Below are 13,862 nucleotides of genomic sequence, written 5' to 3' on the forward strand. Positions count from 1 at the left end.
TTTAGTTATTATAACCTAGAACATATCATATATAAATTCTTGTTAGTAGTTTTTAAGTATAATGCGACCAATAAATTATTAAGCGAGAATTCATGGAAATAATACAAACAACAGATGCTTTTAAAGCATTGATAGAAAATATCAAGTCAGAAACACCTGGTTATAAAGACCCTTTAGCATTTGGTATTTGTAGAGTCGATTTAGGTCAGATAAACATTGAGAAAACACTTCAGGCTACATATCCTTTGATTAACTGGAATGAAAACTTCGGTAGTGCTGCTATCTTCATAAAAGCATTGGCGGAGCAAGGTATAGAAGTTGATTTTACTGAGAGTGAAGTTGTTTGTAACATAAACGCGGCATTTTTAAAGAGTTGTCTAAATGCATTCACGCCTTACGCTGATGAAGCTTACGGAGATGCTCACAAAAACATTCAAGTAGTGTCTGCACTTTATAATCAGATCATGAATAGCGGTTCTTTAGAAGGTGAGTTTAAAGTGACTTTTATTTTTGCAGACGAAGCACTTAAAAGCGTTGAAGCTACATACTTAAAACTATATGCAATGAGTCAGGCAAAAGTTGAACTTAGAAGTATCAACCTAAACGGTGCATTTGGAGCACTTCCTAACGTTGCTTGGTCAAATGGTCAACCAATAGAACTTGACTATTTAAGAGAGTTTGAAATTGAGTTAAAACTTGCAAATGAATACCCTCACATTGATTTTGTAGATAAATTTCCAAGATTTTTACAGCATGTGATTCCTGCAGACAACACTAGAATCCTTGATACGTCAAAAGTAAGATTCGGTGCTCAGCTTGCTGCGGGAACAACTGTAATGCCTGGTGCTTCATACATAAACTTTAACGCAGGAACAACGGGTGCAGTTATGGTTGAAGGTCGTATCTCAAGCTCTGCTATAGTCGGAGCAGGTTCAGATGTCGGCGGTGGAGCTTCAATCCTTGGTGTTTTAAGCGGAACTGACGGTAATCCTATCTCTATCGGTAAAAATACACTTTTAGGAGCAAACTCTACTTGTGGTATCCCTCTAGGTGACGGTTGTATTATAGATGCAGGTTTAGCAATTTTGGAAGGAACAAAAGTGGGAATCTACCCTAAAGAACTTCCTAAAATCCAAGAAGTAAATAAAAACCTTACAATGGAAGGTGAGATATTTAAAGGTAAAAGTCTTGCCGGACTAAATGGTCTTCACTTCAGACAAAACTCTTTAACAGGTGAGATTACTGCTTCTCGCTCTACCAGAGAGATTAAACTTAACGCTGATTTACATTAAAAGTATAAACTTACTTTCAGAAACATAGTATTATAATGAGTACTAGGAATAGTAGCCTAAATGTCTCCTAAGTCGCTTTAGCGACTCCGGAGGCTTAATAATTTTAAACAGGAGCCTATTATGAATATATCAAGTAATGTGTCGTCGATACAAGCTCACCAGACAATGATGAACACAAATGCTAATAATGTGGCGAATGTTAATACTGACGGTTTCATTCCGTCAGACACCAGAATATCCGGTAATGAGAGCACAGTGAGTGCGAATGTAAGAAAAGCAGACGATACCGGTTCAAAAACTAGTCAAACGGATTTAGCTAAAGAGATTCCGGACCAGATTGTTACACAGGGAGCTACTGCAGTGAACGTGTCGGCAATTAAAACACAAGATGAGATGCTAGGATCACTTTTAGATATTAAAGCATAACCCTTTTTTTATTGGGTTATGATATTCATACTCTTTAAATTTCGAAGTATTTCACTTTCTTTATCATAGTTTTGTACATTCTTTCCGAGTCTTAAAGTACTAAAAACTGTCTTGCCTACAACAACTCTTCCTTCTGCATCGTCTTTTTTAGTCTTTATTCCCCACGTGTCGTGAAAAACAATAATATCATCATTCAGTATCCCAACATAGAGAAGTATGTGCCCTTGCTTATAAAGAAGAGTTTGAAAGGGAATAGCTCTTTGTTTGATAGTAGATATTTTCTCTTCATCACTCATATTATCCAAAGAAATTATTTTTCCTACCTTAGCCTGTTGTGACGAATTTCTCGGTAGCCATATTCCAAACGGTGCGTACATATCACGAAGCATAGATGAACAGTCTCTCTGTCCATAAATCCCGCCCCAGCCGTAATTTGATTTAAATATCTCACTCATTATATTAGTCAACGCTTCTCTGTTTAACTTCAGAATATTTTTGCTTGCTATATTTTTGGGTATTTTTATCTGCTCAAACATTGGATTTGATTTTTTGTAAGATGAGATAGCCAAAGCCGTAAAATCTTTATCGTCTTCTGATATTAGGGCTAGCATCATACCTATCTTTGAGTAAAACAAAAAATTTCCACTTGTGCTATAAAGAGGAATGTTTTCTTTTGTAAGAAAAATTTGTTGTGCCTGCTGCCATGCATCTGTGTACTCTGTCTTTAAAAATACTATTTCGCTGGACTTTATCCACCCCGATGCAAAACTGCTAAAAGCATAAACCCATGCTTTGTCTTTGGAGTAGTGTGAAACAAAAAGCGGTTTATTAGCTTGAAGTGTAGAGTTTTGAAGATAATCAAAAGGAAAACCCTCTCCAGCTATTTTCGGGTCTTTTAAAAGTGGTTTTATAGTTGGAAAAGCCCTTATATCAACAGCTCTGAGAGTTATCGCTTTTGCATTTAGAGTCGCATACTTGTCAAAGTTGGCATTCTCAAACATCTCATCAAAGAAATCTTGTTTTAATAATTGAAGATTTTCTCCGTAACTGTCACCTGCTCTGTAAGAGTCAAACGGCCACTTAACATCCTCAAGTATCTCTCTAGGCTCTATATCATTCCACACACTAAAATAATATTTTTCATATTTTTTTTGAATATCATAGATTTTTGCATCAGAATCTAACTGCTTGGTAAAAAACTCAACGTCTTGAGGTATGGTAACCAAATCCTCTATTTCCGTTATCTCCATGTTCTCTTTTAGCTCTACTACAGGCTTGACCTCTTTGCACTCTTTCTGCTTTTCTTTGAGGGCTACTTGCTCTTTTGAAGAACATGAAACTAATATCAAAGTCAACAAAACTAAAAAAATATATTTCAAAGTTACTATTCCTATTTTAATCTACATCACCAAATCTGCTTACAACTCTACCAATCACTTCTATTTCACTTGGATCAAGAGTTTGCGTAGAATATACTTGATTATCGGATATTATATCAATTTTTCCGTCTATTCTTTTTTGGACTCTCTTTATAAAAAGCCCTGCTTCTGTTCTAATAGTAAATACTCCGCCTCTTTGGAGGTCAGTTTTTGCTCTATTTATAAAAACAATGTCATTATAACTAAAAGTTGGTTCCATAGAATCACCGGAGACATTAATAGCCTCTATATTTTTCATCTCGCTCTCTCCGCCAAGCATAAAAACAAACTGCTCCGGCAATTCCAGTTCTTCAATCTCTTCACATTGTTCATCAGCACCACCGCCGGCAGAAGCATTTACATCACTAAAGTACTTTACCATATAGAACTTGTTTGTTGCTTCCACAAGACTCTCAGGTGATTGACCGTAAAGCATCCAGTTTATAGATATGCTTCTAGCAGCACAAAAGTCCATAAGTTCCCCAAACGGAACTTTGTTTCTTTTTTTCATAGTTGCAAAGTTCATTTGTGATATACCCAACACATCAGCTACATCTTTATCAAATATCTTTTTAGAATCAAATTCTAAAGAGACTATACTCTTGATTTCTTCAACGATTTCTAAAAAACTTTTCATGACACTTCTCCCATCTTTTTTTCAATTATAATAGAAATCTGCAATAAAGTCAAAATATTTATGACAAAATGCAAAGTTTTTTAAAATAAAATGAAAAAATGTGTAGTATTTTGTATATTTAATAAAGGATTTGTTATGTCAATGATTATTAAAAACGCAGAAAGTCTATTTGAAAGATTTGAAAATTCTATTGAAGAATGGGCAAGTAGAATTTTCTAAGGCTTACTCTTTTGTTTGAGTATTAGCCTTATCTTCTTCTTGTTTAAATTGTTCTTCTCTTTGTGCAGATTTGTTTTTATGATAGCCGCCAAAAACAAATATCATAAACAATACAAAAAGAACAATCATTATTCCATCAATTATAGGGTTCACTGTGACTCCTTGAAACTATTGTAGTTTTGTCTTATGGCATCATACAGAACTATACCTGTACTTATGGCAAGATTCAGGCTTCTACCTTCTTTTGTCATGGGTATAGTTATATTTTGCTCTTTGTAAGCATTTAAAATATTCTCCGGTATACCAGCTGTTTCACTGCCAAAGAAGATAAAGTCACCCTCTTTAAACTCTGCTTCAAAATATGGTCTATCTGTTTTTGTGGTAGCAAAATAAGCATTGTCGGTTATCTTATTTTTAACAAAAAACTCTTCTATATTTTCCCAGACATGAAGGTCTAATTTTTCCCAGTAATCAAGACCTGCTCTACGAACTGCTTTTTCATCTATATCAAAAGCAATAGGTTTAATCAGATGCAAAGAGGCTCCAGCATTTACACATAAACGCCCTATGGCACCGGTATTATTCGGTATCTGCGGATTTACTAAAACAAGGTTAAACACTAGAATATGACCGTTTTATTTGCATATACAAATATTCTGTCTTCCAAAGCCAACTTAAGGGCGCGAGATAAAACAACTTTTTCTACATCTTTACCTGAACGCTGCATATCTTTCCAGCTGTAAGCATGATCAACATGTATAACTTCTTGAGCTATAATCGGTCCCTCATCAAGGTTGTTATTTACAAAGTGAGCTGTTGCACCAATAATCTTAACACCTCTGTTGTATGCTTGTTTATAAGGATTTGCACCGATGAAAGCAGGCAAGAAAGAGTGATGTATATTTATAATCTTGTCTTCATACGTCTCTACAAATCTAGGAGTTAAAATACGCATATATTTAGCCAAAACAATATAATCTACATCTTTAAAGCTGTCTATACACTCAATAATCTTTTGTTCGTGTTCTAATCGCTCAAGACCTTCATGTGAAACTGTTATATATGGAATATCAAATTTAGAGACTAATGATTCCAAACTGTCATAGTTTGACACAACCGCTAAAATATTTGCATCCAGCTCACCGGCTTCATGTCTAATAAGAATATCTCCTAGTGCATGAAGTTCTTTTGTCGCCATTATTATGATGTTCTTTTTCTTTGGCTCAATAACTTTTACACCCGCACTCTCAGGTAAAACGCTTTTAACGACTTTTGCAAGTTCCTTTAAATCTATATCTCCGTCTACAACACTTCTCATAAAAAATTTATTATTCTCTTTATCAACAAATTCGCTGTTAGATAAAATGTTTAAGTCGTTATTGAAAAAAACAGTTGATACTTTATATACCAGTCCTTTTTCATCATTTGCATCTATAAGAACTCTGTATTGACTCACTTTTGTTTTCCTTTTTCTAGCTGTTCTGCTCTTAAGTCTATTGTTGCCAATGCATATTCTAAAAAGTTTAGAGTCATATCCACTTTTGCTTCAATATTAGTATTATTTGGTGCCTGAAAACCCTCAAATAGGACAAGAAGTCTCTCTCTTAAAGAATTCAAAAATAGTATTTCAGAATCAGAAGTGGAGACTTCAAGCTCATCAGCAGTCGGCTCTATTATTGAAGGCTCCGGTTTTAGTATATTTATTTCTTTTTTTTCTGTTATGTTTATTTCTTTAGGATTAATAGAACTGTTCAAAACTTTCTTTGTAGTCTCGTTATCTTCCATTTCCGCTAAAGTTGATAATATTACATCTTTTAATTCCATGATCTTAATAACCACCTTTCAAACTCATTAAACTCTACGTCTGCTTCCATCTTTAAAAAGAAATCTTTCATTTGGGTATTTACATTTGAAAACTTTTTTCTCATTCCCGAAAGCCTTCTAATGGCAATTTTTGCGTCACTGTTAGAAGGGTCTTTTTTCAAAACTTCTTTGTAAATATCCAAGGCCTCTTCTTTTAGACCCTGAAGTTCATAAATATTTGCTAATGTAAGAGTTTGCATCTACGCTTTCTATTTCTATCTTACTATATAGTTAGCGATAATAGAGCCCATTTCGCTTGTTGAACAAACTTCTTTAGCATCAAACTGAGCTAAATCCTGTGTTCTGTAACCTTCGCTAAGTGCTTTTTTGATTGCTTCATCTATTTTATCTGCTGCTACAATCTCGCCAAGAGCATATCTTAGCATCATAGATGCTGAAGCGATAGTAGCTATAGGATTAGCAATCCCCTGTCCTGCAATATCAGGTGCTGAACCATGAATAGGCTCATAAACACCTATTTTAGCTCCAACAGATGCTGAAGGTAAAAGACCGATAGAACCAGAAAGCATACTTGCTTCATCACTCAAAATATCTCCAAAGATATTTCCTGTAAGCATTACATCAAACTGCTTAGGGTCACGGATAAGCTGCATTGCCGCATTGTCAACATACATATGACTTAGTTCGACTTCAGGATACTCAGTTGCCACTTCTTCTACAACTTCTCTCCAGAGTTGAGAAACATCTAGAACATTTGCTTTATCAATAGAGCAAACTCTTTTATTTCTTGTCATAGCTATTTTAAAAGCTTGATGTGCGATGCGAATGATTTCATCACGGGTATAGACCATAGTGTTCCAGCCCTTATTCTCGTCGCGGCCTTTAGGTTCACCAAAATAAATACCGCCGATAAGCTCACGAACAACCATAAGATCAACGCCTTTAACAACGGAAGGTTTAAGTGATGAAGCATTTACAAGCTCATCATAAACTACGGCAGGACGAAGATTCGCATAAACACCGAGTTCTTTTCTAAATCTTAAAAGTCCACTCTCAGGTCTTTTTTCACGAGGCAGTGAATCCCATTTTTCTCCACCGATTGCACCAAAAAGTACGGCATCGGAGTTTAGTGAGATGTTAACAGTCTCCTGAGGAAGCGGATCACCGGTAATATCATAAGCACAACCGCCCATTAAAGCTTCTTCATACTCAAAATGAAAGCCACAACATGAGGATACTGCATCCAAGACTTTAACTGCTTCATCAATAATCTCTGGACCTATTCCATCACCTTTGATTAGGGCTATTTTATATTTTTTCATTATTTACCTTTGATTTCATTCTGTGCAAAATTCATTAATCCGCCTGCATCAATAAGCTCTTGCATGAATTCCGGGATTGGAGTGAAGTCGTATGATTTGTTTGTAGTCTTATTTGTAATAGTACCTGCATTCATATCAATACTGACTTCATCACCTTCACTTATCTCTGCACTCTCTTTTAGCTCAAATATAGGCAGACCCATATTAAAAGAATTTCTATAAAAGATTCTTGCAAAAGTCGGTGCAATAACTGCGGCAACACCGGCAGCTTTAAGTGCTATTGGTGCATGTTCTCTTGAACTGCCGCAACCAAAGTTTTCTCCGGCAACTATTATATCGCCCCTGCTCATATTATTTACGAATTCAGGGTCAGCATCTTCCATAACATGTTTTGCAAGTTCCTCCGGTACCGATGTGTTAAGATAGCGAGCTGCTATTATTAAATCTGTATCGATATCTTTTCCAAAAGTCCAAACTTTTCCGTCAATATTTGCTTTTTGCATATAAAATCCTAGATATATTTTAAAATATTTCTGCGATTATATCCAAAATGAGATTGGTATTAGTTTAAAGCTTTGAGCACAGCCTCCTCTATTAACTTTTTGGCTCTGTAGCAAGATCAGGTATTTACTTTTTTAAATTCTTGTTTGAGCCTTTATCTTGAAACTTTTTTAAACAGCGTATTGATTCTATTAAAGATAATATTAGAATTTTTTTCTTCTAAATATTCATTAAAAACTACAATAAACTCATCATCTTAGATACGAGACAATATATCCTCGTCTCGTATTTAATTAAGCAATCCATTGCACAGTCATGACATTCTGTCATGAAGGTTGTTTTTCCATTTTTATGTTTTAAACTGTTCTAATTTAGTTGAAAGATCATCTGTCATATTATTTAGATGTTCAGCTGCACTAGCTATTTCTTCGACACTTCTTGCATTTTCTAGCGATATAATGTTTATCTCTTCAACACCTTTTACAATTGCATTAATCTGTTCACCGGTATGTTCAAAATCCTGCACAGACTTATCACTTGCTTCTGTCGCTTTATTTACAATGTCCGTAGTTGATTTTATTTTACTCTCAACTTCCGATGCAATAAAGGAGAGTTCTTCCATCTCTTTAGAACTTTTACCCATCTCATCACTCGCAGAATTTGTAGCCTGAACAATTATATTAATGGTTGCATTGATTTCTGATAACGACTTTTGTGTTCTCTCTGCAAGTTTTCTGACTTCATCTGCCACAACAGCAAAACCACGTCCATGTTCACCTGCTCTAGCCGCCTCAATAGCTGCATTTAATGCTAATAAGTTAGTCTGTTCCGCAATATCCGAAATCACTATAAGAACATCTTTAACCTGCTCAGTATCTTTTGACAACTCTTCAATTTTTAGTGCAAGCTGAACTTCTGATTCGACACTGCTTTGAACCTTCGATGTTAACGCTATTATCTCATCCCTTGCATTATTTAGCATCTCATTTGCATCTAGCATATCATGCTTAGACCTGCTGGCATCTTCTATTGCTATTTGTATCTGAGTATGTGTCTGAGTCGCATGATCAGTAGTCTGTTTTACAATCTGTACAGATTTTTCAACATTTGTTCCGACTTGAAGCGCAGTAGATGACAGTTCATTTGATACGGAAGAATTTTCAAAACTTGATTTTTTAGCTCCATCAACGCTTCCATGAACTTTTTCGATAAACTGATTGATGTTATTTGCAACATCTTTAATCTCATCTCTACTATTAACAATGACTCTTTTTGTTAAATCACCGTTACCTCTTGCCAAATCCTCTGTAACTTCCAGAATATTTCTAATAGGCTGCACTATGGCTCTATCAGCGGCAAAACCTACAATAAGAGTTATTATAAACACGAGAATCATTGATGTTAATACTATCTGAGTGGTAGATGCCACTATTTGCTCGGTTGCATCATCTCTCATCTGCTGTATACTCGCTTCTATGTTGTCGATGTATTCTCCTGTACCTACTATCCATCCCCACTCTTTAAAAAGCATCACGTAAGACATCTTGGGCACAGGTTTATCAAAGCCGGGTTTTGACCAACTGTATTCTACTTTGCCCATCCCCTTTTCTTTTGCCAATTTTGCCATTTCTTTAAAAAGATATATTCCGTTTGGATCTTTTACAGTAGATAAATCTTTACCGTCAAGTTCCGGCTTGATAGGATGCATTATCATTGTAGGTGTTGTGTCGTTGATCCAGAAATAACCACTTTTACCAAAGCGCATTTGTGAGATTGTTTTTAATGCCTCTTCTTTCATTTTTGTAGTTACATCAGAAACATAAGCACCGGTACCTATTATCCAGCCGTAAGGCTTAAATACTTTTACATAAGAGACTTTTGGCTGAGGCTTTTCAAAACCTGGTTTAGACCAATAATAGTTGACTACGCCGTCATCTTTTGATTCTACGGCTTTTGCCATTTCTTTAAAAAGGTATACACCGTTTGGATCTTTTACGGTAGATAAGTCTTTACCGTCAAGTTCCGGTTTGATAGGATGCATTATCATCTTAGGAGTTGTATCATTTATCCAGAAATAACCATTTTTACCATATCTGGCAGATGCAATTACATATTGTATATGCTTTTGCAGTTGCGCTTTAGAAGTTGTATTTTTATTTTTATCGTAGGCATTTTGGATTATTCTAAATAAAAATTCTGTCTGCTTCTTAAGATCAGCTTCAACTTCTTTTTTTATTTTTTCTTCTGAGGTTCTAAGATAAAAAGATTCTAATGACTTAACAGCAACACTTACGTAATTTTTAAGTTCGAGTTCTTTGTTAAGATAAGCTTCAGCCTTGTATTTTGCAACATTCTGCTCTGTCATCTCGTTAATACCATGTATGGATTGTAAAATAATCGCTATGGAGACTGCTATAACGGTTGATATAATGAGGATTATCATCTTCATTTTTATGGATATTGAGTTCATAACTACCCCTTTAGTAATGAATATATTAAATCATTATATCTAAAAGAACAGCAATATTATTATAAATAAATAAAATAAAAAGTCATATTTAAGTATTGGAAAATCCAATACTTAATCAGGGTTATTTTTATCGCTTGAGGTTATTTGTAGTCTGTAGCATTTCATCACTTGTCGTGATTACTTTTGAGTTTGAGTCATATGCACGTTGACCTGTGATAAGATCAGTAAGTTCAACAACGAGTTCAACGTTACTAAGCTCAACAAACCCTTGTCTTATAATTCCAAGTCCCTCAACTCCCGGAACTCCTTCTACAGGTTGTCCTGAAGAGTCCGTTTCAATAAACAAGTTGTCACCCAAAGAGTGCAATCCTGCCGGATTAATATAATCAGTCAAAGTAATTTGACCAATCTGAGTCGCTTGAGTTTGTCCTGGTTGAACGACAGTAACCGTACCGTCGGTACCGACACTTATATTTGTGGCATCTGAAGGTATAACGATTTCCGGAATTAGTTTATAGCCGTCACTGTTTACGATACTTCCGTTGTCATCAACTTTAAAAGCACCGTTTCTACTGTATACTTCAGTTCCATCAGGCAGTTCCAGTTTAAAAAATCCTTTACCCGTTATGGCAATATCAAGCTGATTGTCTGTCTGCTTAAGACTTCCTTCCGAAAAGATCTTGTTTATAGCCGTAGGTCTTACACCGAGTCCGACTTCTATACCCGTAGGACTTTTAGTGACATCACTTGTAGCAGTTCCCGCATATGACATAACTTTATACATCAAGTCAGAAAACTCCGCACGGGATTTTTTAAAACCTATTGTATTAACATTGGCGATATTATTTGCCGTTGTATCTATCTGTGTCTGCATCCCTAACATTCCGGTAGAGGCAGTATAAAGTGATTGCATCATGATTAAACTCCTTAAGCTTTCTTAGCTAATTTTTCTATTGCGTCACGGTTCATATCGTTCATCTGTGTATCCATAGCTTTTTGATACATTCCGACTAAACGATTTGTCTCGATCATCTGTGTCATCATATTAACGGCGTTAACATTACTTTTTTCAACAAAACCTTGTAAAACTGCTTCTGTTCCATCCAAACTTTTCAAATCTGCTGTTCCGTCATATCTGTAAAGATTATCGCCCTCTTTCTTTAAAAGAGCTACATTGTCAGGCTGGGCAATGAAAAGATGTGAACCAGGAATCAATTTGACACTGTTAGGTATGTTCTTGTACATTTGCCCACTTTTGTCTACTTTAATGATGTTTTCATCGTTGCTGATAGCTATGTTTCCGCCTGCTTCAAAGTAATCATTTGGCAAAACTTCATAACCGCTCTTCGTCACAAGCCTTCCCTCGTCATCTTTTGTGAATGAGCCGTCTCTAGTTAATCTTACACCCTGGGGAGTCTTAACCAGAAAAAAGAGGCCTTCTCTTGAGAGTGCAAAATCCAAACTATTATCAGTTTTTTGAGTATTACCCACACTAAAATCAGTATATGCATCTACTACTTGAGGAGCTTTTGTCATGGCTCTGTTTAAAAACTGAGCTCCATCTTCGGAATGATTTGCATTTGGCAACTCGTCTCTAGCTTCCTTGTAAAGACGTGAAAAATCACCGACAATAAGATTATCTTCTTTAAAACCGACCGTGTTTACGTTTGCAAGATTGTTGGCAATCGTATCTAAACGGTTAAACTGTGTAACCATACCGGCTGCTGAACTATAATATCCGCTTTGCATAAAATCCCTTTATTTCGCATATCTATTTTGTACAAGAGCAAAGCTCGTTCCAAAAAATCTTTTATACAAATTTAAGACCAATTTAAAATAATCTCGGTATAATCCACTCTTTAAAAAATCTTAAATATCAAGGCATATTTTAATATGACAGCAAAAGAACTCAACAAAGCTATAGACTCATATTTTGCGGATCACAAATCAAAAGATTGCGGAACCTACGAATCTCTAATTGACCTTTTCGATAAACAACCTACAGCAGCACAAGCAAAAAACATTCACAAACTGATGGTCAAACATAAAACTTGTTTGTATACAGCCAGTGAACATGCCAAGAAATTAAATGACAGAGAAGCTGAAGCAAGAAAAGATGCTCAAAGAAAGATGCTTGCCAACAATGAATCTGATAATTTTGACATCTTAAAAGAACACGAACTCCTTGAATGGTCTCGTTCAGATTCTCCAGTTCGTATGTACCTTCGCGAAATGGGACAGATTCCTCTTCTTACAAAAGAAGAAGAGATTGAAATTTCAAAGAAGATAGAAGGTGGAGAGAGTATCATTATCGATGCTATATGTTCTGTTCCTTATCTTATAAGATTCATCTTGGACTATAAAGAACCTCTTATCAATCGTGAAAGAAGGGTTAAAGAGCTTTTCAAAAGTTTTGAAGATGAAAAAGAAGATGGTGATGATATAGATGAGAGTGACAATATATCAGAAGAAGATGAAGAAAAAGCATTAACTTCTAAAGACAAAAGCAGAGTTGAAAAAGTAACTCTAAGCTTTAAAGCACTGGAAAAAGCGAAAAAAGAATGGATTAAGCTGGCTGAAAAAGCGCCTGAAGATTTAGACGGTGAAATCACACCTGACACAGTTCATTATTTTCTTAGTGTAACATTTAAAAAATCAGTTTTAAAAGAGAAACTATTAGATCTGGGACCGACTTCAAAACTTATCAATGAGCTTGTTAAGGCTATGGAAACAGCACTTAAGAGTGATGATGGCTACGATAAAGAACTTAAAAGACTTGAATATAAACTGCCTCTTTTTAATGCTACATTGAAGGCAAATCATAAAATATTGGTAGAAAAAATCTGTGATTTATCAAAAGAAGACATTGCAGGAATGGTTCCAGAAGCTACTATGGTCAGTACTTATATGGAGATTAAAAAGCTTGTTCAAACAAAAGAAGCTTCAAAAAACAGTTTTGATATGGAACCTGAAAAACTTCTTGACATCTTAGAACAGATAAAACGCGGTAAAAATATATCTGAGATTTCTAAAACAAAGATGGCAAAATCAAATCTTAGACTTGTTGTTTCTATTGCTAAAAGATATACAAACCGTGGATTACCTTTCCTTGACCTTATTCAAGAAGGAAATATAGGTCTTATGAAAGCTGTCGATAAATTTGAGTACCAAAAAGGTTACAAGTTCTCAACTTATGCCACTTGGTGGATCCGTCAAGCTATCAGCCGTGCAATTGCAGACCAAGCTAGAACAATTCGTATACCTATTCATATGATTGAAACTATAAACCGTATTAACAAGATTATGCGTAAACATCTTCAAGAACATGGAAAAGAACCGGATGTAGAGGTTATTGCTCAAGAAGTAGGACTCTCGGTTGAGAAAGTTAAAAATGTCATTAAAATAACAAAAGAACCTATCTCGCTTGAAGCACCTATCGGTAATGAAGATGATGGTAGATTTGGTGATTTCATTGAAGACAAATCATCTATCTCTCCTTCAGATGCTATATTAAAAGATGATTTAAGAGTTCAGATCGAAGGTGTTTTAGAGCAGCTAAACGAGAGAGAAAAAGCCGTTATAAAACTTAGATTCGGAATTATGGATGATGAAAGTGACAGAACACTAGAAGAGATAGGAAAAGAACTCAGCGTTACTCGTGAGCGTGTTCGTCAAATTGAATCAAGTGCTATTAAGAAACTAAAACACCCTAAAGTTGGTAGAAAACTTAAAAGTTATATAGAAGAATAAACT

General features: G+C 35.3%; 15 protein-coding genes. 3 read left to right on the plus strand and 12 right to left on the minus strand.

Features of this window, described 5'->3' with window-relative positions; genetic code table 11:
* The first annotated feature begins 92 nt into the window (after positions 1-92).
* Positions 93-1,292: a tetrahydrodipicolinate N-succinyltransferase N-terminal domain-containing protein gene (locus ABYK18_RS04175; protein WP_373035388.1), complete on the plus strand. Its 1,200-nt coding sequence runs from the start codon at positions 93-95 to the stop codon at positions 1,290-1,292.
* 120 nt (positions 1,293-1,412) lie between these two features.
* Entirely contained in the window at positions 1,413-1,718 is a 306-nt protein-coding gene (locus ABYK18_RS04180; RefSeq protein ID WP_373035389.1) for a flagellar basal body rod C-terminal domain-containing protein, read from the plus strand.
* An 8-nt stretch (positions 1,719-1,726) separates the two neighbouring features.
* On the opposite strand, the gene ABYK18_RS04185 is transcribed toward ABYK18_RS04180, so the two are convergent.
* The 12 genes from ABYK18_RS04185 to ABYK18_RS04240 all read right to left on the minus strand — a co-directional run bounded on the left by ABYK18_RS04185 (position 1,727) and on the right by ABYK18_RS04240 (position 11,858).
* A complete protein-coding gene (locus tag ABYK18_RS04185; protein WP_373035390.1) occupies positions 1,727-3,097 on the minus strand; it encodes an SH3 domain-containing protein in 1,371 nt (456 codons plus the stop codon).
* Positions 3,098-3,113: 16 nt separating this feature from the next.
* Entirely contained in the window at positions 3,114-3,773 is a 660-nt protein-coding gene (locus ABYK18_RS04190) for a S24 family peptidase (RefSeq protein ID WP_373035391.1), read from the minus strand.
* Between the two features lie 222 nt (positions 3,774-3,995).
* Positions 3,996-4,145: a hypothetical protein gene (locus tag ABYK18_RS04195; protein ID WP_373035392.1), complete on the minus strand. Its 150-nt coding sequence runs from the start codon at positions 4,143-4,145 to the stop codon at positions 3,996-3,998.
* A complete protein-coding gene (locus ABYK18_RS04200) occupies positions 4,142-4,612 on the minus strand; it encodes a tRNA (cytidine(34)-2'-O)-methyltransferase (RefSeq protein WP_373035393.1) in 471 nt (156 codons plus the stop codon). The genes ABYK18_RS04195 and ABYK18_RS04200 overlap by 4 nt, the downstream gene beginning before the upstream one ends.
* On the minus strand, positions 4,612-5,448 hold the full coding sequence (gene purU / locus ABYK18_RS04205) for a formyltetrahydrofolate deformylase (protein WP_373035394.1): 837 nt from the start codon (positions 5,446-5,448) through the stop codon (positions 4,612-4,614). Before purU ends, ABYK18_RS04200 begins: the two co-directional genes overlap by 1 nt.
* On the minus strand, positions 5,445-5,816 hold the full coding sequence (locus tag ABYK18_RS04210) for a hypothetical protein (RefSeq protein WP_373035395.1): 372 nt from the start codon (positions 5,814-5,816) through the stop codon (positions 5,445-5,447). The genes purU and ABYK18_RS04210 overlap by 4 nt, the downstream gene beginning before the upstream one ends.
* Positions 5,807-6,055: a tetratricopeptide repeat protein gene (locus tag ABYK18_RS04215; RefSeq protein WP_373035396.1), complete on the minus strand. Its 249-nt coding sequence runs from the start codon at positions 6,053-6,055 to the stop codon at positions 5,807-5,809. The genes ABYK18_RS04210 and ABYK18_RS04215 overlap by 10 nt, the downstream gene beginning before the upstream one ends.
* Before the next feature lie 15 nt (positions 6,056-6,070).
* Positions 6,071-7,138, minus strand: a complete 1,068-nt coding sequence (gene leuB, locus ABYK18_RS04220; RefSeq protein ID WP_373035397.1) for a 3-isopropylmalate dehydrogenase — start codon at positions 7,136-7,138, stop codon at positions 6,071-6,073.
* Positions 7,138-7,641 (minus strand): 3-isopropylmalate dehydratase small subunit, encoded by a 504-nt coding sequence (locus ABYK18_RS04225; RefSeq protein WP_373035398.1) that lies wholly within the window; start codon positions 7,639-7,641, stop codon positions 7,138-7,140. Before ABYK18_RS04225 ends, leuB begins: the two co-directional genes overlap by 1 nt.
* Positions 7,642-7,988: 347 nt before the next feature.
* Positions 7,989-10,109 carry a methyl-accepting chemotaxis protein gene (locus ABYK18_RS04230; RefSeq protein ID WP_373035399.1) on the minus strand — a complete coding sequence of 707 codons (2,121 nt, stop codon included), beginning with the start codon at positions 10,107-10,109 and terminating at the stop codon, positions 7,989-7,991.
* 127 nt (positions 10,110-10,236) lie between these two features.
* Positions 10,237-11,025 carry a flagellar basal-body rod protein FlgG gene (gene flgG, locus ABYK18_RS04235; protein WP_373035400.1) on the minus strand — a complete coding sequence of 263 codons (789 nt, stop codon included), beginning with the start codon at positions 11,023-11,025 and terminating at the stop codon, positions 10,237-10,239.
* Positions 11,026-11,036: 11 nt separating this feature from the next.
* Positions 11,037-11,858 carry a flagellar hook-basal body protein gene (locus tag ABYK18_RS04240; RefSeq protein ID WP_373035401.1) on the minus strand — a complete coding sequence of 274 codons (822 nt, stop codon included), beginning with the start codon at positions 11,856-11,858 and terminating at the stop codon, positions 11,037-11,039.
* Between the two features lie 144 nt (positions 11,859-12,002).
* Here ABYK18_RS04240 and rpoD point away from each other — a divergent pair, with 144 nt between their 5' ends.
* Positions 12,003-13,859 carry an RNA polymerase sigma factor RpoD gene (gene rpoD / locus ABYK18_RS04245; RefSeq protein WP_373035403.1) on the plus strand — a complete coding sequence of 619 codons (1,857 nt, stop codon included), beginning with the start codon at positions 12,003-12,005 and terminating at the stop codon, positions 13,857-13,859.
* The last annotated feature ends 3 nt before the right edge of the window (positions 13,860-13,862 follow it).

The organism is Sulfurimonas sp. (assembly GCF_041563495.1).
Taxonomy (GTDB): domain Bacteria; phylum Campylobacterota; class Campylobacteria; order Campylobacterales; family Sulfurimonadaceae; genus Sulfurimonas.